This window comes from Streptomyces sp. NPDC056224 (assembly GCF_042267665.1).
GTDB lineage: Bacteria > Actinomycetota > Actinomycetes > Streptomycetales > Streptomycetaceae > Streptomyces.
Genome location: NZ_JBHJTK010000004.1, coordinates 119,559 through 138,086, shown reverse-complemented (window position 1 = coordinate 138,086; position 18,528 = coordinate 119,559). Strand labels below are relative to the sequence as shown.

Sequence of the window (18,528 nt, the reverse complement as noted above, 5' to 3'; positions counted from 1 at the left end):
GCTTCTGTGGGCCCGCCTTCACGGTGATCGGCGCGGGCGGTGGGAGGAAGGAGGCATGAGCCTCCACCGGCGCCGGGTCCTGGGCAGCGTGGCCGCGGCCGTCCTCGCCTCCGTCGCGGCGACCGTCCGCGGTCCGGACTACGGCGCGCTCGCCCGCGCGATCGACGGTCGGGTGGTGCTCCCCGGCGACCGGGGCTACGCCGAGGCACGGCAGTTGTTCCAGCCCCGGTACGACGCCCTGGCTCCGGGCGCGGTGGCCTATCCCGCGCACGCCGGCGACGTGGCCGTCTGCCTGGACTTCGCCCGGCGCTCCGCCGTGCCGGTGGTCGCACGGGGCGGCGGGCACGGCTACGCCGGGTGGTCGACGCGCGCCGGCGGGCTGGTGGTCGATGCCGGAGCCATGGCCGCGGTGGCGGTCGACGGGGAGGGCGTACGGGTCGGCGCGGGAGCCCGGCTCGGCGACGTGAACTCCGTCCTCGCCGGACACGGGCTCGCCGTCCCGACCGGACTGTGTCCTTCCGTCGGCATCGCCGGACTCACCCTCGGCGGCGGTCTGGGGCTGGCCGCGCGGGCCCACGGCACCACCGCGGACCGGCTCACCGGCGCCCGCGTGGTCACGCCCGACGGCGCCGTCCGCGAGGTCTCGGCCGACCGGGACGCCGAGCTGTTCTGGGCACTGCGGGGCGGCGGGGGCGGCAACTTCGGGGTGGTCACCGAGTTCCGCTTCCGTACCCACCCGGTGGGCGACTGCGCCTTCGCCGAACTCCACTGGCCCGAGGCCGACTCGGCGGCGGTGCTGCGCGGGTGGCAGCGCTGGCTGGCCCGGCTCCCGGACCCGTTCTGGAGCCAGGTGGAGTTCACGGCCGAATCCGGCGCCCCCGCGCCGCCCCCGGCGGTCCGGGTGGTGTGCCTCGACGGGCGCGCCGAGCTGGAAGGGCAGTTGACCCGGCTGTCGGACCTGGTGGGCCGGCCTTCGTCGGACAGCTGGACGGCCGTACGGAGCTACGGGGACACCGTGCGGGCCATGTCGGGCTGTTCGGAGCGGACCGCGGAGCAGTGCCGGCTGCCGGGCATCCTGCCCGGCCGGGACCCGCGGGGGCGGCTGGGCCGGGAGTCGTACGCGGCGCGCTCCGACTTCTGGACGGGCGCCGGACTGCCCGACGCGGCGGTCGGCGCCGTGCTGGCCGCCGTTCGCCGCCACGGGTCCGCCGTTCCGCGCGGCGGCGTCGGGGTGGTGCAGTTCGACGGGGTCTGCGGGGGCGCCGTGAACCGGGTCGCGGCCGCCGACACCGCCTTCGTCCACCGCGACAGCGCCTTCCTCGCCCAGTACCTCGCCTACTGGCCCGAGTCCGCGACGGCCGCCGAGGTCGCCCGGCACCAGGGCTGGCTCGACGGGCTCTGGCGGGACCTGCGCCCCTGGGCGAGCGGCCGGGCGTACCAGAACTACGCCGACCCGAAGCTCGACGGCTGGCGCGAGGCCTACTACGGACCGAACCTCGCCCGGCTGGAACGAGTCCGCCGCATCTACGACCCCGAACGCCTCTTCCGCTTCCCCCAGGCCCTCTAGGAGTCCCGCATGCGACGTACGTTGACCCTCGCCGCCGCGGCGGCCGCCCTGCTGCTGGCGGCCGGGCCGCTGCCCGTCGCCGAGGCGGGCGGCGCCGCGCGGGCGGCCGCGGGCCGCTGGTCCGCCCGGGAGGCACAGTCCTTCTGGACCGCCGAGCGGATGGCCTCGGCCCGTCCGCTGCCCCCGGTGGAGCCGGAGCCGCCGGCGTCGAGCCCGCCCCCGTCCCCGTCTCCGTCCCCGGTGGCGGCGCGGCCGCCGGAGCCGTCCGTGACCCCGACCCCGACCGGGATCCCGTCGGCCGCGGCGCCGGTCGCCATCCCCACGCCCACTCCCACGCCCACGCCCCCTCCGATCCCGGCTCCGGCCCCGGCCCCTACCCCGATCCCGACGCCCGCCCCGGCCGCGATCGTGAGGCCGGTTCCGGCGCGCCCCGCCCCCGCGGATCCCGGCGTCGGCCAGGACTTCGGCGGCGTCCCGGTCGTCGGCCGGATGTTCGCGGTCAAGGGCGGCGGGGCCTACTTCTGCACCGCGAGCGTGGTCGCCTCCCCCGGGCGCAACCTGGTGCTCAGCGCGGCGCACTGCCTGCTCGGCTCCGACACCCAGCAGGTGGCCTTCGTACCGCTGTACACGCGCGCGAACCCGCAGCCGTACGGGATCTTCCCGGTCCTGCGGGACGCGGGCGGGCACTCCAAGATCTGGATCGACCCGCGTTACCGCTCCCAGGGTCCCGACCGCGCGGCCACCCTCGATGTGGCCTTCGCACAGGTGGGGCCCGACTCCCACGGGTTCCCGGTGCAGGACGTGGTCGGCGGGAACCGCCTGGTCACGGGCGCCGGTTACGCGCACGCGCGGGTCACGCTGATCGGGTACCCGGCCTCGGCCGCCAGGCCGCGCCTGTGCGTCAACCGGACGACGAAGTTCACCAGCACCGACGCCCGCATCCCCGGATCGTTCCTGCGGATCGACTGCACGGGCTATCCCGGCGGGACCAGCGGCGGTCCCTTCCTGACCCGCTACGACACGCGGACCGGAACCGGTGACGTGGTCGGGGTCATCGGCGGCTGGAAGACCGGCGGGGACACCGCCGACACCTCGTACAGCTCCTACTTCGGCTCGGACATCAGGAAGTTGTACGAGAAGGCGGTTGCCGCGGCGAAGGCGGGGTGAGCACCCGCACCCAGCGGGTCCGGCGCGGGTTGCCCACCGTGCGCGGGGTCGCCGGGAGCCCGGCGGCGGTCAGCGGGTCGGCGGGCGCGAGGCCGAGCGTGCGGCGCAGTTCGGCGAGGGCGGCGTGGACGGGCGCCAGCACGAGCTCGGCGCCCGGGTCGGCGTGCGCGAGGGCGTGCGCGGTGGTCTCGATCGCCTCGGCGGCGTCCTCGGCGGCGGTCCGGCTCCACCCTCCCCCCGCGGCCGCCGGGAGGGTCCCCCGGGGTGCGACCGTGTCGTAGAGGTGGCAGGCGGCATCGGCCACGGCGTCGGCCCGTTCCCCGACGCCCGGCGCCGCGATGGTCGGCAGTTCCATGCCGGGTCAACGAGCCGATCCCGCCCAGGGGTACGAGCGGACGCCTCCGGAGGATCAGGCCGCGCCCGCGCCCGCGCCCGCGCTCGCGCCCCGGCGAATGCGCCGGGCCACCCCGTGCGAAACGGCGGTGGCCGCGCCGGCGAGCGCCAGGCCCCGGACCACGTCCCCCGCCCGCGTCGGCCGCAGCACCCCGGCGCGGCGCAGCCGGCCGCGCGCCCACAGTGTGAACGGGACGACGAGCAGCGGCGAGGTGACCACCCCGGGCGTGTAACCGCGGGTCGCGGCGGCCTGCGCGACGTGGACGAGCCCGTGCAGGCCGAAGCCGTTCAGGGAGGCCTGGTAGAAGGCCGAGCGCCCGCCGCTGCGGTACCCGTCGGCGGCGGCGGCCGCGACGACGATCCCCATGACGCCGACGGCGGTGGCGAACTCGCGGCCGTCCACGGATCCGAGAGCCCGCCATACGCGGTCGGGCACCCGGGGGTGGCGCTCGCGCAGGACGGGGACCCGGGTACGGGACCAGCGCGCCACGGTGGCCATTTCCTCGAGGTCGTGCACGGCCCAGGCCGCCAGCAGGCCGAAGGTGACGGCGCCGCGCGATATCGACGATGCGTTCATGAGGCAACAGTCTGCAGCCATACCGGCAGCAGGAGGAGCGAAACGACCGAACTCTTGATCACGACGGACGCGGAGAGCTCGACGCCCACGTCGTAGCGCTGGGCGAAGACGAACAGGTTCTGCGGGGTCGGCATCGCGGCGATCACGACGAGGTACGCGAGCCACTCGCCCCGGACCCCGAACAGCGCCCCGCACACCACCCAGGTCAGCAGGGGAAAGGCCAGGCACTTGAAGCCTATGAGGGCCAGCTCCTCGCGCGTGGTGCCCCGCACGTCCAGGCCGAGGCCGCCGAGGTGGAGGCCGAGGGCGAACAGGGCCACGGGGGAGGCACTGTCCCCCACGAAGGCGGCGCCGTCCAGCACCACCGTGGGGACGTGCACCGACAGCAGGTTGAGCACGATGGCCGCGTTGCAGGCGAGGACCAGCGGAGTGGCCAGCGAGGCACCGACCGCGCGGGCCAGGCGCCGGCCCGGCCCGCCCGCGTCGGGTCCCGCCCGGCCCAGTTCCATCAGGGCGATGACGACCAGGGACAGGACGCACACCTGGAAGAGCAGGATCGGGAAGATCGGCGCCGCCGTCCCGAACACGGTGATGAAGACGGGGACGGCGAAGTAGGCGGTGTTCACCTGGACCCCGGCCATCACGCGCAGCGCGACCTCGCGGGGCTCCCGCATCCCCTGGGCCACGGCCGTCACCGCGACCACGGCCACGGCGAGGGCCGCCGTACCGGCGTAGCCGCCGATCGCCTGCCAGTCGAAGAGGGCCGCGAGATCACCCGCGTAGATGTTGCCGAACAGGTAGCAGGGCATGGCGAAGAGGAAGGCGTAGTCGGAGAAGGCCTTCGAGGCTTCGGCCGGGACGGTCTTGCGGCGGGCGAGCAGCACCCCGCCGCCGAAGGCCAGCAGCACCGGTACGAGCTTCTCCAGCGCGGCTGCCCCACCCATGTGTACGGCTCCCCCGAGATCGACCGGGATGAGCCTACCTCCACGGCGCGTCCGCATAGGCTGGACCGATCATGAGCGACAGAGCCCGCATCCGCCTGCCCCGCCGGACCCGCGAACGCGCCCCCGAGCCCTCCGCCGGTACCCGGGTGCCCGGCGCGCTGGCACAGCTCGCCGTGGTGGTGCGCACGCCCGCGCGCGCGGCGCAGCCCTTGTTCGCGCGGGCGCCCAGGGCCTGGCAGCGGATGCTGCCGTTCGCCGTCGTCGGCGTCTTCGTGGTGACGCTGCTGCCGGTGACCATCGTGGTGCTGAGCGACGACTACGCGCTGGGCGGCGGCTGGGCGGGCGCGCTGGGGGTGGCGCAGACCGTACCGCTGCTGCTCGCCGTGACCCGCCCGCTGCACGCGTGGGCCGTGGTCCTGGCCGCGGACACGATCAGCGGGGTGCTGCTGATCCACGCCGACGAGGTGGCCGGGCACGCCTGGCCGTGGACACCGATGGCCATCGTCGGCTACCTGGTGCTGATGGCCTGTCTGGGGCTGCGCGAGTCCATCCGGACCCTGGTCGGCGTGTGGCTGGTGACCGGCGGGGTCGGGGCCGTGCTGGGCTTCTTCCAGCCGGCGGACACCATGAACACCGCGGCGCTCCTCTTCGTGCTCGGCGGGGTGATGCTGGCGCTGACGGGCGCGGTGCGCGGGCTGGGCGACGCGCAGCAGCGCATCGCCGAGCAGGAGAGCATCAGCGAGGCGGAGCGGGCCCGGCGGACGCTGCTGGAGGAACGGGCCCGGATCGCGAGGGAGTTGCACGATGTCGTGGCCCACCACATGTCGGTCATCACCGTCCAGGCCGACTCCGCGCCCTACCGGCTGCCGGGCATGACGGAGCCGGTGCGGGAGGAGTTCGCCGCCATCGCGGCCGGCGCTCGCGAGTCGCTGGGCGAGATGCGGCGGCTGCTGACCGTCCTGCGCGGGGACGGTGCGGGCGGCGGCGCGGACGGCGAGCGGGCCCCGCAGCCGGGGATCGACCGGCTGCAGCAGCTGGTGGAGGCGACCGTACGGGCCGGGCAGCCGGTGGAGTTGTCGCTGGCGGCCGGGGCGGTGGGGGCGGCGCCGCCGGCCGTGGACCTGTCGGCGTACCGGATCGTGCAGGAGGCGCTCGCCAATGTGGTGCGGCACGCGCCCGGGGCGCGGACCCGGGTGTCGGTGAGCGTCGACGAGGACGAGGTCCTCGTGCTCGTGGTCAACGGTCCGGTCCCGGACGCCGTGGTGGCGCTGGAGACTTCGGGCACGGGGCACGGTCTGGTCGGGATGCGGGAGCGCGTACGGTTGACCGGAGGGACGCTGGACACCGGTCCGCTGCCCGACGGCGGCTTCCGGGTCGCCGCCCGCCTGCCCCTGAACTCCATGAGCGAGGACGCAAGTTGACCATCCGCGTGATCATCGTCGACGACCAGGCCATGGTGCGGGCGGGGTTCGCCGCGCTGCTGTCGGCGCAGGCCGACATCGATGTGGTGGGCGAGGCTCCCGACGGGCGGCAGGGTGTGCAGGTGTCCCGCACCACGCACCCCGACGTGGTGCTGATGGACGTGCGGATGCCCGAGATGGACGGGCTCACGGCGGCCCGCGAGATCCTCGACCCCCCGCCCGGCGTGGTGCACCGGCCGAAGGTGCTGATGCTGACCACCTTCGACATCGACGACTACGTGTACGAGGCGCTGCGCGCGGGCGCCTCCGGGTTCCTGCTGAAGGACGCCCCGCCGGCCGATCTGATCGCGGCGGTACGGGTCGTCGCGTCGGGCGAGGCGCTGCTGGCGCCCTCGGTGACCCGGCGGCTGATCGCGGACTTCGTCCAGCAGCGGCCGGCGCCGCGCAAGGACCCGGCACTGCGGCTGAACGGGCTGACCCCGCGTGAGACCGAGGTACTGGAGCTCATCGCGCGCGGCCTGTCGAACCGGGAGATCGCCGGCCATCTGGTGCTGGCGGAGCAGACGGTCAAGACGCACATCGGGCGGGTCCTCGGCAAGCTCGACCTGCGGGACCGCGCCCAGGCCGTGATCTTCGCGTACGAGGCGGGCCTGGTGCGCCCGGGCGACGCCGGCTGACCCCTTCTCCTCCACCCCCTACCGGGGTATGACATCCGGCTTGGCTCCACGGTCGGACGCCGGCGCGGGCACCTCCTTCCTACCTTCCTCCTCGTCACGAGGCTCATCACGAGGAAGGGAGAAGGGGCATGCGCCGCTTCGGGAGGACGACGGTCACCGCCGCGCTGGCGCTGGCCGTCGTCGGGGGGACCGCGGGATGGGCCTCCGGCGACAGCCAGCGGGCGGTCACCGGGCCGCCGCCCGGCACCGCCGCCTGGCGGGCCGACGCGGCGTCCGGCCGGGCGCTGCCCGATCCGGCGAGCGCGACGCCGCGCGAGGTGGCCCGGTTCTTCGCCGGTCTGGAGGAGGCCGCGCGGCGGGAACTCGCCGGCGCCCACCCGCTGGTCGTGGGCAACCTGGACGGGGCGCCGTTCTCCCTGCGGTACGAGGCCAACCGGATCGCCGTCGCCGCCACGGGTGAGGCCCGCTACGCCTCGCTCGGCGCGCCGGACCGGCAGATCCTGGCCTTCGACCCGCGCGGCCGGGGCCAGGTCGCCGAGGTGTTCGGGGACTTGGAGCACGCGGCGCACGTGTCCGTCATCGTGCCCGGCTCGGACAACGACGCCACCCACCACGACGCCCGGCGGGCGCCCGCCACCGGTCCGGCCGGTATGGCCCGGGCGCTGCGCGCCGCGGCCGGCGGCTCCACCGCGGTGATCGCCTGGACCGGTTACACCACGCCGGTGGGGGTCGGCCTCGATGCGGCCGACGGCCGGCTGGCCCGGGCCGGGGCAGTCCGGCTGGCCCGGTTCACCTCGGGCCTCGACGCGGCCGGCGCGCCCGATCCGGTGCTGTTCTGCCACAGCTACGGCTCGGTGGTCTGCGGGCTGGCGGCCCGGCACACGGACGCCGCCGACATCGTGGCCCTCGGCTCCCCCGGCATGCGCGCCGGCACCGCGGCCGGTCTGCGCACCGGTGCCCGGGTGTGGGCGGCCCGGGGGCCCTCCGACTGGATCGCCGACGTGCCGAACGTCGAGTTCGCCGGGATCGGCCACGGCGCCGACCCCACCTCCGCGGGATTCGGTGCCCGTCACGTGCCCGCCTCCGACGTGCAGGGCCACACGGGCTACTTCGCGCCCGGCACCCGGTCCCTGGCGGCCTTCGCCGCGATCGCGAACGGAGAGGTCCGATGAGGACGCCCCGCACGCTCACGCTGCTCAAGGGCGCGGCCGGCCGGATCGAGCGGCAGACCCCCGCCCACCGCGACCGGGCGGTCGACGGTCTGCGCGCCCTGGCGCTGCTGGCCGTGCCGACCGGGCACTGGCTGCTCGGCGGGTTCACCCTCGACCCCGACGGCGGCCTGCACAACGCCAGCCCGCTGTCGGTCTTCGGCGGGCTGGCCCCGGCGAGCTGGGTGCTCCAGATGCTCGGCATCTTCTTCCTGGTCGGCGGGTACGCCTCGGTGCTCTCCTTCCGGCGCCGCAAGGGGTCGGCCGGCGCGTGGCTGAAGGGCCGCGTCGTGCGGCTCGGGCGGCCCGTGCTGGGGGTGACGGCGGTGTGGGCGCTGGCGGCGCCCGTGCTGTACGCGTCCGGGGTGCCGGAGGCGACGCTGCGGACCGGGGCGACACTGGTGATCCAGCCGCTGTGGTTCGTCGGGGTGTACGTGGTGGTCACCGCGCTGACCCCGTACTGCGTGCGGGCGGCGCGCCGTCTCGGCGGCTGGGCGGCGGCTCCGCTGCTCGTGTCGGTCGCCGTCGTGGACTTCCTGCGCTACGGACCGTTCGCGGACGCGGTGCCGTCGTGGCTGTCCCTGATCAACATCCTGCCGGGGTGGCTGTTCGCGTACCAGCTGGGCGTGAGCTGGGGCGAGGGGCGGATCGGGCGGCGCGGGGCCTGGCTGTTGCTGGCGGGCGGGACGGTGCTGTTCGCGGCGCTGCTGGCGGTCTTCCACTATCCGGCGTCGATGGTGGGCGTCCCGGGGGCGCAGCGGACCAACTCCCACCCGCCGTCACTGCTCGTACTGGCCCTGGCGGCGGCGCAGTCCGGCGCGGCCGTCCTGCTGCGCGACCGGCTGGCGCGGCTGCTGGCCCGGCCGGCCCTGTGGGCGCCGGTGGTCGTGATCAACCTGTGCGCGATGACGATCCTGTGCTGGCACCAGACGGCCATGCTGGCCGCGGCGGTTCCCGGCTCGTTCGTGGGGGAGCTCGCGGGACTGACGACGGCGCCGGACGGTCTGGGCTGGATCGCGGCGCGGCTGGCGTGGATGCCGGTGTTCGCGGCGCTGCTGGTGGGCATCGCCCGGTACGCGCGGCGGTTCGAGCGTCCGCCGTTGGAGGGGCGGAAGGCCACGGTGGTGCGCCGGACCGTTGCGGGGCTGCTGGCGGCGGGGTTCGCGGTGTTCGCACTGGGCCTGGCGTAGCACCGGCAGTGCGGCGAGAGCGCCGCTCCCACCGGGGAGCGGCGCTCTCGCCGTGTACCGGGTGCCGTGCCCGGTCCTGTCCGGGCGTCAGGCGATCGAGGCCGCCACGATCGCGGCCACGGCGAGGTTGCAGGAGGCGGTGACCCAGACCGCGGGGTGGGGCTCGGGGTCGACGACGATCGCGCCGAGCTTGCCCGGCGTCACCAGGTCGAGCACCAGGAAGGCCACTCCCATCAGGACCAGGCCGAGCACCCCGAAGGCCGCGGTGGACAGCAGGCCCTTGCCGAAGTCGTCGTAGGTGGTCCAGATCGAGGTGAAGACGATGCCGCCGATGCCGAGCAGCGCGGAACTGAGCAGGAGGGCGGCGTTGCGGTTGCGCTCCTCCCAGATCTGCTTCGGAAGCTTCCCGGGCGTCAGCACGTCCACGAGGACGATGCCGAGGATCAGCAGCACCAGGCCGAGGGCGCCGAAGGCGCTGGTGCGGCCGAGACCGTTGATGATGTCGCTCATTGAGAAGCCTGTCTCCGCGTGGGTGGGAAAGGATGGGCCGTGGGGAGGCCGAATCTATCCCACGGCCTTGGCGCAGACCATGGGGAGGCCAGGAAATGGCAGAGGTCAGAGCCGCGCGGCCGGCCGAGGCGGAGGCGTTGACGGGGCTGGTGATGCGTTCCAAGGCGTATTGGGGGTACGGACCGCGGTTCCTGGCCTCGTGCGAGCGGGAGCTGCGGATCCGGCCCCTCGACGTGACGGCCCGCCGGATCGTGGTGGCCGAGGACCGGCGCGGGACGGTGCTCGGTCTCGCCTCCCTGGACGGGTCCGCCCCGCTCGCCTCGCTGGGGCTGCTCTTCGTGGAACCGTCGGCCATCGGCCGGGGCGTGGGGCGGCTGCTGTACCGGGACGCGCTGCGCCGGGCCGTGGAGCTGGGGGTGCGCGGGCTGGTCATCGACGCCGATCCGCACGCGGCCGGGTTCTACCGGGCGATGGGAGCGGTGGAGGCGGTGGGAGGGGTGGGAGCGGTGGGAGGGGTGGGAGGGGTGGACGCGCCGGGCGGCCCCGGGGATCTGGTGCGGTTCGAGGTGGCTCCGGTCCCGCTCGCGGGCTGGGCGCGGGCGTGGACCGGAGGAGGCCGGGCCGTGCACGTGGGCAACGTCGCGGAGTTCAACGCGCAGTTCGCCGACGCCTCCCTGGACCGGGAGCAGCGGGCCGCGCACGACTACGCCTGCCTGGCCGCCTTCTACAGCCCGGACCCGGCGGCGCTGGTGCTGCCCCGGGCGGTGCCGCGGGGCTGGACCGAGCTGGTCTGCCGGCAGCTGGGCTGGTCGGGGGTGGAGGTGTACGACGGGCTGGCGGAGCGGGGGCCGGGCCTGTCGGACGCCGTACGGGCCCGGCCGGCGCTGGCCGAGCTGCTGACCGGGGCCGGGCTGCCCCTCGTACCGTGGGGGCGGACGCGCTCGTTCGGGCTGCTGGCGGACCGGCCGTGGCGGGAGGGGGAGCTGCGGTACGAGTCGAAGTCCGCGGCGCACGAGCTGTTCGCCCGGATCCTGGCGGGCGGCGGGCATCCGGGGATCGTGCTGCCCGCTCAGTGGCGGGCGGGCTCGCGGTGGGCGGCGGTCCGTCTCGTCGCGGCCCGGGCCAAGGCGGGCGAGAGCACTGTTCTGAAATCGGAGCACGGTGTCGGGGGTTCGGGCACCACGGTGCTCACCCCCGGCGCGGTCCGGGCTGCGGGCGGGGCCCGTGCCGCCCTGCGACGGCTGCCGCGCGGGCCGCTGCTGGTGGAGGAATTCGTCGGCGGCCCGGCCGGCCCGGTGGAGGACGACGACGCCCCGCGGGACCTCACGTACGACGGTTTCGTGGACGCCGAGGGCGGGTTGCACGAGGCCGGCGCGGCGCTCATGGACGTGCGGGCCGGCTGCTACCGGGGGGCGACGGTGGGCCCCGGGGCGGTGCCCGGGTGGGCGCAGGAGCCACTGCTGGCCTTCGGGCGGGCGGTGGGCGGGGAGTTGGCGGCCTGCGGCTACCGCGGCTGGTTCGACGTGGACTTCGTCACCGACGGCGCGGGGCGGCTCGCGCCGACCGAGACGAACCTGCGGCTGACCGGGCCATCCATCGCCTTCATGGTGGCGGCCCGGCTCGACGCGCTGCGGGGTGCGGGGCACCTCGTACGGATCTCCGACCGGGTGGAGTTGGGCGCGCGGCTGCCCGAGGCACAGCTGGACGAGTTGTGCGCGGCCCTTGCCCGGGGCTGCGCGGAGCTCGGGGCGGTGTTCGTCCCCGCGATCCCGACGGGTGCCTTCGATCCGGCGCCCTGGCTGGGCGTGCTGGTGGCCGCGCGCAGCAGGGAGGTGCTGGACGCGGCCGAGGCGCTGGTGCGGTCCGAGGCCAAGGCCGTCGGCGCGATGTTCGGCCGGCCGGGATCAGGTCCTGTCCTCGAAGTCGAAGGGTGAGTCCGGTTTCCGGGTGAGGTAGCGGGCCACGATGACGGCCGCGATCATCAGGGGGATGTTGAAGGTGTAGACGAGGAGGGCCTGGAGCGGCCAGTCCTGTTTGGCCGCCAGCCGGTAGGCGTTGTCCTGCGGCCACCAGGCCAGCAGCAGGTAGCTCGCCGCGAGGTGGGCGACCCTGGTCCGGCCGTGGGAGAGGCCGTCGGGGCCCGGCCGCTCCCGGCGCTGCATCGTCCGGTAGCCGGTGAACAGGAAGGCGAGTCCTGCGCCGAAGGAGAGGCATTCGGCCAGGTAGAGGACGAAGAAGAGGGCCGCCCAGGGGTAGGGCACCGCGGAGAGGTCCGTCGATCCGGGCCAGAAGACGTCGGTGAACACCAGGGTGAGGAAGGCGAGGAGGATCGTCAGGCATCCGCCGATGAGCTCCCGGGACCCGTGCGGGTCGACCCTGCCGGCCGCGGCGGTGAACTTGCTGCCGTGCGGGGCGGGCCGCTCGGAGACGGGCCGGGTGGGCAGCGGCAGGGCCGTCCGGTCCTCCTCGCCGCCCCGGCCGCGCGGCAGGGCCCGGAGCCGGACGAGGATGTGCGGCATCTCGTCCTTCGGGACGACGCCGGACAGGTGGTTGCGCAGGCCCCAGATCGCGGGCAGCGGCGCGGTCGCGTCCCAGGCCGGATCGCCGGGCGGCGGGGCGACGTAGGCGACGATCCGCCGGCCGCCGTCCTTGTCGACTCCCGTGACGACGGCCGCGCCGACGCCCGGGTGGGTGCGGATGGCGGCCTCGACGGGGTAGGGGTCGAGGGAACCCCCGGGGAGCGCGATCCGGTGCCGGATCCGGCCGGCGTACTCCAGCAGCCCGTCGGGGCGGAGCAGGCCGAGGTCGCCGGTGGGTACCGCGTCGCCCCCGCCGGGCGGGGTGAGGCGTATCTCGTGGTCCAGCACGTGGACCTGGCAGCCCGCGAAGGGGGTGCCGAGCAGCGACAACCGCTCCGGTTCGTCGACGGGGGCGGTCAACTGAGGGAGTTCGAAGCACGTGCCCGCCCCGGCGGTCTCGGTGAGGCCGTAGACGTTGAGGATCCGGACGCCGGGCCGCAGCCGCCGGTGCAGGGCGTCCAGTTCGTCGAGGTGGAGACGGTCCCCGGTGACGGTGGCCAGCCGCAGCGAGCTCAGCGCCGGGGAGCCGGTCCGGCGGGCGCCGGCAGCGGGCCCGGGGCCGTCGATCACCAGGGCGCAGGCGCCGGCCGGGTCCGTGTGCAGCACGCTGACCCGCTCGGCCTCGACCGCCGAGCGGATCCGCTGCGTGCCCTCGGTCCGCCAGGAACCCTTCGCGGGGAGGACGAGGCTGCCGCCCGAGCACAGGGCACGGGTCCAGCCCGCGGCGAAGGCGGTGACGTCCGGCGGGGCGGTGATCAGGTGCCGGTCCTGCGGGGTCGGCTGTGCCAGTTCGGCCCAGCCCTCACAGGCGGCGAGCAGCAGGGCGTGGCCGACGGGGACGGGGCGCGGCTCGGCGCTCGCCGTGAACAGGACGGCGGCGCGGCCGAACGCCCCTGCGGCATCCGGCGCGTAACCGGGCCGGGCGGCGATCTCGGCGGTGTCGTCGTCGGTCCGGATCGTGCGCAGGCCCGTACCCGTGTCGAGGGCGGCGCGGTGCGGTGCGTGGGTGAGCAGCGCGAAGGGCGTGCACGGCGCGAGCGCGGCGAGCTGCTGACGGCCGGTGCGGGGCGTCTCCGCGTCGACGACGGCGTAGGAGCCGCCGGCTTTGAGGACGGCGAGGATGCCGACGACCAGCTCGGTCTGCCGGGTGGTACCGATGGCCACGAGGCCGCCGGGCGGCAGGCCGGAGGCGAGCAGGTGGTGCGCCAGCCGGTTGGCGCGCGTGTCGAGTTGCCCGTAGGTGAGGTTCTCCCCGCCGGCTTGCCCGTGGGTGAGGTTCTCCCCGCCGGCTGTGACGGCGCGGGCCTCCGGAGTGTCGCGGGCCCACTGTTCGAAGCGGTGCAGGACGGTGTCGGTGGTGCTCTTGCCGAAGCGTACGGACTCGGATCCCTGCGTCATGGACCGATGATGACACCGGGCACCGACAGCGGACGAGAGCCGCGAAAACAGCGCATGTGAACAGGAATTGGAGACACGGGCGGGCGAGGTCCGGCCGAAGGGTTGACCTCGACTTCGGTTGAGGTCCTACCGTTTCGGCCATGGACATGGAAGTCACCGCTTGGACATCGCTGCACAGCGCGATCAACGCGCAGCAGGACCGCCGCCCGGTCTCCCGGGCGAGCCTGCGCCGGGTCGCCGCCTTCGCCCGCCCGCACCGCCGAGGGCTCGCCCTCTTCCTCCTCCTCAGTGTGGTGACCGCACTGCTGGCGGTGGCCACCCCGGTGCTCGCCAGCCGGGTGGTCGACGCCATCGTGGACGGCCGGGACGGCGGCACGGTGACCCGGCTCGCCCTCCTCATCGCGCTGATCGCGGTCGCCGAGGCGGGCCTGGGACTGCTGACCCGCCGGCTGTCGGCCACCCTGGGCGAGGGGCTGATCCTCGACCTGCGGACGGCGGTCTTCGACCACGTGCAGCGGATGCCGGTCGCCTTCTTCACCCGGACCCGGACCGGAGCCCTGGTCAGCCGGCTCAACAACGATGTGATCGGCGCCCAGCGGGCGTTCAGCAACACCCTGTCCGGGGTGGCCGCCAACACCGTGACCCTGCTGCTGACCCTCGCCGTGATGCTGAGCATCTCCTGGCAGATCACCCTGCTGGCGCTCGTGCTGCTGCCGGTGTTCGTGCTGCCGGCCCGCCGGATGGGGGCGCGGATGGCGGCCATGCAGCGGGAGGCCTCGGCGCTGAACGCCGCGATGGGCACCCAGATGACCGAGCGGTTCTCCGCTCCCGGCGCGACGCTGGTCAAGCTGTTCGGTCGGCCCGCCGACGAGTCCGCGGAGTTCGCGGCCCGGGCTGCCCGGGTGCGGGACATCGGGATCCGTACGGCGATGGCCCAGTCGGCCTTCATCACCGCTCTCACCCTGGTCTCCGCGCTGGCCCTCGCCCTGGTCTACGGGCTCGGCGGGTACTACGCCCTGCGCGGGACCCTGGACGCCGGAGCCGTCGTGGCCCTCGCTCTCCTGCTGACCCGGCTCTACGCTCCGCTGACCGCGCTCGCCGGCGCCCGCGTCGAGGTGATGAGCGCGCTGGTGAGTTTCGAGCGGGTCTTCGAGATCCTCGACCTGAAGCCGCTCATCGCGCAGAAGCCGGACGCCCGCCGCGTGCCGGAAGGGCCGGTGGCCGTCGAGTTCGACGGGGTCTCCTTCGCCTATCCGTCCCCCGACAAGGTCTCGCTCGCCTCCCTGGAGGAGGTCGCCACCCTCGACGCGCGGGGCGGCACGCGAGTACTGCACGAGGTGTCCTTCCGCGCGGAACCCGGACGGATGATCGCGCTGGTCGGCTCGTCCGGCGCCGGCAAGTCGACCATCGCACAGCTGCTGCCGCGGCTGTACGACGCCGACGCGGGCACCGTCCGCATCGGCGGGGTCGACGTACGGGACCTCACGGCCGACTCGATCCGCGAGACGCTCGGCATGGTCACCCAGGACGGGCACCTCTTCCACGAGTCGGTACGGGCCAACCTGCTGCTGGCCCGGCCCGAAGCCTCCGAGGAGGAGATCTGGGAGTCCCTGCGCCGGTCCCGCCTGGACGGCCTCGTCGCCTCGCTCCCCGACGGGCTGGACACGGTCGTGGGGGAACGCGGCTACCGGCTGTCGGGCGGGGAGCGGCAACGGCTGACCATCGCACGGCTGTTGCTGGCCCGGCAGCGGGTGGTGATCCTCGACGAGGCCACCGCACACCTGGACTCCACCTCGGAGGCCGCGGTGCAGGAGGCGCTGGGCGAGGCCCTGGCGGGACGGACGGCGGTGGTGATCGCGCACCGGCTGTCGACCGTACAGGCGGCGGATCTGATCCTGGTGGTCGAGGACGGCCGGATCGTGGAACGCGGCACGCACACCGAGCTGCTGGCGGCGGGCGGGCGGTACGAGGAGCTGTACCGCACCCAGTTCGCGGCGGGGGACACGCCCGCCGACGTGGCATCGGGCGGCGCGGCAGCCACGTCTGGAGCATGATGCGGTGATGGACATCAAGCTGGAACTCATCGCCGTGCCCGTCACCGACGTCGACCGGGCCAAGACGTTCTACGAGAAACTCGGTTTCAACGCCGACCACGACGTCACGGTCAGCGAGGACATCCGCTTCGTACAGCTGACCCCGCCGGGGTCGGCCTGTTCGATCGCGGTCGGCAAGGGGCTGACGCGGATGACCCCGGGATCGCTGGACAACCTGCAGGTCGTCGTCACCGACATCGAGGAGGCCTACGAGGACCTGCGCGGCCGGGGCGTCGAGGTGACGGAGATCCAGGACATGCCCTGGGGCTCCTTCGTCTACTTCTCCGACCCGGACGGGAACGGCTGGGCGGTCCAGCAGACCACGCCCCGCAAGGCGGCGGAGTAGCGCCGGTACGGCACGGCCACCGGCCCGCCGCCCCCCGCCGGGCGGGCGCACCCGCCCGGCGGGGCACGGTGGCGGGCAGTGCGGAGAACAGCCGGTGCATCGCCCGGTGTACCGGTACACCACCCCGGGAGGGTCCCTGCTCCGTGGGCTCAGCCCGCCGCGGCGGCGTGGTGGTGGTCGAGCTCCCACGCGTGGTGCTTGAACTCGTGGCGGAAGTCCGCGTGGTCCTCCCACTGGCGGGCGATGCCGCGCAGTACGTCCCAGTTGTGCTCCACCGACTGGTCGATGACGCGCCGCGTGGCCGGCTCGGCCGACTCCCTCTTCTCAATGAGGCCCTTGACGGCGGAGGCTTCCAGGACGGCGTTGCGCAGCGCGCGCAGCGCACGGGAGGTGTCGTCCATCCCGAAGCCGTACTCGCTGCCCGTCTCCGCGTCGAACAGCGGGGTGAGCCGCGCCTCGATGAAGGCGGTGATCCGCTCGAAGTGCTGCACGTCCATCGGGGGCTCCCTCTTCTGCCGGACCACGATGCGTACCCGGCGTCTCCAGTGCTTCAGCTGTGCACCGCCATTATCCAGCAGCCCCCGCCCCCGGTCGGGTCCGGCGCGGGACGCCGGGACGGCTGCCCCAACTCCCCCTCGGCCGGGGCGTTTTCCCGATGATCTATGTTGAGGGCCTGTTGTGGGGAAGGGATGTGGCAGGTGGACGACAGTTCGTTGCTGACGGAACGTTTCGAAGAGCAGCGCTCTCACCTGAGAGCGGTGTCCTACCGGATGCTCGGCTCGCTCAGCGAGGCGGACGACGCCGTCCAGGAGGCGTGGCTGCGCCTCAACCGCTCGGACACCGGCGACATCGAGAACCTCGGCGGCTGGCTGACCACGGTCGTGGCGCGCGTGTGCCTGAACATGCTGCGCGCCCGCGAGTCCCGGCGTGAGGACTCCATGGAGACGTACGCCACCGACCCGGTCGTCAGCCGCGAGGACGCGGTCCATCCCGAGCAGGAGGCCGTGCTGGCCGACTCGGTCGGGCTGGCGCTGCTGGTGGTGCTCGACACGCTGACACCGGCCGAGCGGATCGCGTTCGTGCTGCACGACCTGTTCGCGGTCCCGTTCGACGAGATCGCCCCGTTGATCGACCGCTCCCCGGCGGCGACCCGTCAGCTCGCGAGCCGCGCCCGCCGCCGGGTCAAGGGGGCCCCGCTGGTGTCCGAGGTCGATCTGACCCGTCAGCGCCGCGTCGTGGACGCCTTCCTGGCCGCCACTCGCGGCGGGAACTTCGACGCGTTGGTCGCGCTGCTCGATCCCGACGTGGTGCTGCGTGCCGACAAGGCCGTCGGACCCACCGCCGCTCCCGTCCTCATCAGGGGCGCCGTCACCGTCGCGCAGGGCGCGATGGCGGCCATGCAGCGGGCGCGGTCCACGCAGCCGGCTCTGGTCGACGGCGTCGTCGGGCTGGCGATGGCCCCGCTGGGACGGCTGTTCCTGGTACTCGCCTTCACCATCGAGGACGGCCTGATCACCGGGATCGACGTGATCGCGGAACCGGAGCGCCTGCGCGAGATCGAGATCGCCTCGCTCGACGCCGACGCCGACGCCGACGTAGACGTAGACGCAGACGACGCAGGCACAGGAACAGGCGCGGGCGCGGGCGCTCTCGACGCCTGACCGGTCGCGGTGCCCGCCCCGCCCCGGGGCGCGAGGCGGGCACCGCCTACGGAGCGAGTACGTCCAGCTCCTCCAGTGCGCCCACCGCGATCTGCCGGGTCAGGGCCTCGGCGCGGGCCGCGTCGCCCTCCCGTACCGCCTCGGCCACCTGGACGTGCAGGGTGACTGCCGCCGGGTCGGGATCGTGGAACATCACCGCGTGCTCGGTGCGCCCCGTCAGCACCTCGGCCACCACGTCACCGAGGCGGGCGAACATCTCGTTGCCGGAGGCGTTGAGCACGATGCGGTGGAAGGCGATGTCGTAACGCAGGTACCCGTCGAGCTGGTGGCCCCGTGAGGTGCTGACCATCCCGAGGGCCGCCTCGGTGAGCTCGGCGCACTGCTCGGGGGTGGCCGTGACCGCCGCCAGTCCGGCCGCGACCGGCTCGATCGCGGAGCGCAGCACGGTGAGGGAGCGCAGTTGGCGGGGGCGGTCGGCGCCGGCCAGCCGCCAGCGGATGACGCGCGGGTCGTAGACGTTCCACTCGTCGGTGGGACGCACGGTGACCCCGACCCTCCGGCGGGACTCGACCAGCCGCATCGACTCCAGCACGCGGACGACCTCGCGGACCACCGTGCGGGAGGCTTCGAAGCGTTCGGCGATCTCGTCCGTGCGGAGCACGCTGCCGGGCAGGTACTCCCCCGCCGTGATCGCGAGCCCGAGCGTGTCCAGCACGTGGGAGTGGAGCCCGTGCCCGGGACTGCCGTCGGTGGTCATGGCGTAAGCGTACGGTGACACCCCGGCGAACCAAAGATGC

At 74.4% G+C, this 18,528-nt stretch carries 17 protein-coding genes; 10 read left to right on the top strand and 7 right to left on the bottom strand.

Going from position 1 to position 18,528, the window contains the following annotated elements; translation table 11 throughout:
• Positions 1-55: 55 nt before the first annotated feature.
• Together ACFCZ1_RS07960 and ACFCZ1_RS07955 are read left to right on the top strand one after the other, a co-directional pair.
• Positions 56-1,567, top strand: a complete 1,512-nt coding sequence (locus ACFCZ1_RS07960) for an FAD-binding oxidoreductase (protein WP_376677528.1) — start codon at positions 56-58, stop codon at positions 1,565-1,567.
• Positions 1,568-1,576: 9 nt separating this feature from the next.
• Complete coding sequence (locus ACFCZ1_RS07955) at positions 1,577-2,734, top strand: trypsin-like peptidase domain-containing protein (protein ID WP_376677527.1); 1,158 nt, start codon at positions 1,577-1,579, stop codon at positions 2,732-2,734.
• Here ACFCZ1_RS07955 and ACFCZ1_RS07950 read toward each other — a convergent pair.
• The 3 genes from ACFCZ1_RS07950 to ACFCZ1_RS07940 are packed head-to-tail and all read right to left on the bottom strand — an operon-like array spanning position 2,688 to position 4,648.
• On the bottom strand, positions 2,688-3,089 hold the full coding sequence (locus ACFCZ1_RS07950) for a hypothetical protein (RefSeq protein ID WP_376677526.1): 402 nt from the start codon (positions 3,087-3,089) through the stop codon (positions 2,688-2,690). The two genes, ACFCZ1_RS07955 and ACFCZ1_RS07950, sit on opposite strands and share 47 nt — an antisense overlap.
• A 54-nt stretch (positions 3,090-3,143) precedes the next feature.
• Positions 3,144-3,704, bottom strand: a complete 561-nt coding sequence (locus tag ACFCZ1_RS07945; RefSeq protein WP_376677525.1) for an HXXEE domain-containing protein — start codon at positions 3,702-3,704, stop codon at positions 3,144-3,146.
• Positions 3,701-4,648: an AEC family transporter gene (locus tag ACFCZ1_RS07940; RefSeq protein WP_376677524.1), complete on the bottom strand. Its 948-nt coding sequence runs from the start codon at positions 4,646-4,648 to the stop codon at positions 3,701-3,703. The genes ACFCZ1_RS07945 and ACFCZ1_RS07940 overlap by 4 nt, the downstream gene beginning before the upstream one ends.
• A gap of 71 nt (positions 4,649-4,719) precedes the next feature.
• Here ACFCZ1_RS07940 and ACFCZ1_RS07935 point away from each other — a divergent pair, with 71 nt between their 5' ends.
• The 4 genes from ACFCZ1_RS07935 (at position 4,720) to ACFCZ1_RS07920 (ending at position 9,144) form a co-directional block, all read left to right on the top strand.
• Entirely contained in the window at positions 4,720-6,069 is a 1,350-nt protein-coding gene (locus ACFCZ1_RS07935) for a sensor histidine kinase (RefSeq protein ID WP_376677523.1), read from the top strand.
• Complete coding sequence (locus ACFCZ1_RS07930) at positions 6,066-6,746, top strand: response regulator (protein ID WP_376677522.1); 681 nt, start codon at positions 6,066-6,068, stop codon at positions 6,744-6,746. Before ACFCZ1_RS07935 ends, ACFCZ1_RS07930 begins: the two co-directional genes overlap by 4 nt.
• Positions 6,747-6,874: 128 nt before the next feature.
• Positions 6,875-7,918, top strand: coding sequence for an alpha/beta hydrolase (locus tag ACFCZ1_RS07925; protein ID WP_376677521.1), 1,044 nt, complete (start codon positions 6,875-6,877; stop codon positions 7,916-7,918).
• Entirely contained in the window at positions 7,915-9,144 is a 1,230-nt protein-coding gene (locus tag ACFCZ1_RS07920) for an acyltransferase (RefSeq protein ID WP_376677520.1), read from the top strand. Before ACFCZ1_RS07925 ends, ACFCZ1_RS07920 begins: the two co-directional genes overlap by 4 nt.
• 87 nt (positions 9,145-9,231) lie before the next feature.
• On the opposite strand, the gene ACFCZ1_RS07915 is transcribed toward ACFCZ1_RS07920, so the two are convergent.
• Positions 9,232-9,654, bottom strand: coding sequence for a DUF350 domain-containing protein (locus ACFCZ1_RS07915; RefSeq protein WP_376677519.1), 423 nt, complete (start codon positions 9,652-9,654; stop codon positions 9,232-9,234).
• A 95-nt stretch (positions 9,655-9,749) separates the two neighbouring features.
• Here ACFCZ1_RS07915 and ACFCZ1_RS07910 point away from each other — a divergent pair, with 95 nt between their 5' ends.
• Positions 9,750-11,588, top strand: a complete 1,839-nt coding sequence (locus ACFCZ1_RS07910; protein ID WP_376677518.1) for a GNAT family N-acetyltransferase — start codon at positions 9,750-9,752, stop codon at positions 11,586-11,588.
• Here ACFCZ1_RS07910 and ACFCZ1_RS07905 read toward each other — a convergent pair.
• Positions 11,559-13,631, bottom strand: a complete 2,073-nt coding sequence (locus tag ACFCZ1_RS07905) for an AMP-binding protein (RefSeq protein ID WP_376677517.1) — start codon at positions 13,629-13,631, stop codon at positions 11,559-11,561. The two genes, ACFCZ1_RS07910 and ACFCZ1_RS07905, sit on opposite strands and share 30 nt — an antisense overlap.
• 140 nt (positions 13,632-13,771) lie before the next feature.
• On the opposite strand from ACFCZ1_RS07905, the gene ACFCZ1_RS07900 reads away from it, so the two are divergent.
• Together ACFCZ1_RS07900 and ACFCZ1_RS07895 are read left to right on the top strand one after the other, a co-directional pair.
• Positions 13,772-15,685, top strand: coding sequence for an ABC transporter ATP-binding protein (locus tag ACFCZ1_RS07900; RefSeq protein ID WP_376677516.1), 1,914 nt, complete (start codon positions 13,772-13,774; stop codon positions 15,683-15,685).
• A 7-nt stretch (positions 15,686-15,692) separates the two neighbouring features.
• Positions 15,693-16,070 carry a VOC family protein gene (locus tag ACFCZ1_RS07895; RefSeq protein WP_376677515.1) on the top strand — a complete coding sequence of 126 codons (378 nt, stop codon included), beginning with the start codon at positions 15,693-15,695 and terminating at the stop codon, positions 16,068-16,070.
• 149 nt (positions 16,071-16,219) lie between these two features.
• Here ACFCZ1_RS07895 and ACFCZ1_RS07890 read toward each other — a convergent pair whose 3' ends face one another.
• The gene (locus ACFCZ1_RS07890) at positions 16,220-16,567 is read right to left on the bottom strand and encodes a hypothetical protein (protein ID WP_376677514.1); all 348 of its coding nucleotides are present in this window, start codon (positions 16,565-16,567) and stop codon (positions 16,220-16,222) included.
• A 201-nt stretch (positions 16,568-16,768) separates the two neighbouring features.
• On the opposite strand from ACFCZ1_RS07890, the gene ACFCZ1_RS07885 reads away from it, so the two are divergent.
• Complete coding sequence (locus ACFCZ1_RS07885) at positions 16,769-17,731, top strand: sigma-70 family RNA polymerase sigma factor (protein ID WP_376677513.1); 963 nt, start codon at positions 16,769-16,771, stop codon at positions 17,729-17,731.
• 46 nt (positions 17,732-17,777) lie between these two features.
• On the opposite strand, the gene ACFCZ1_RS07880 is transcribed toward ACFCZ1_RS07885, so the two are convergent.
• Positions 17,778-18,488, bottom strand: a complete 711-nt coding sequence (locus tag ACFCZ1_RS07880; protein WP_376677512.1) for a FadR/GntR family transcriptional regulator — start codon at positions 18,486-18,488, stop codon at positions 17,778-17,780.
• Positions 18,489-18,528: the final 40 nt, after the last annotated feature.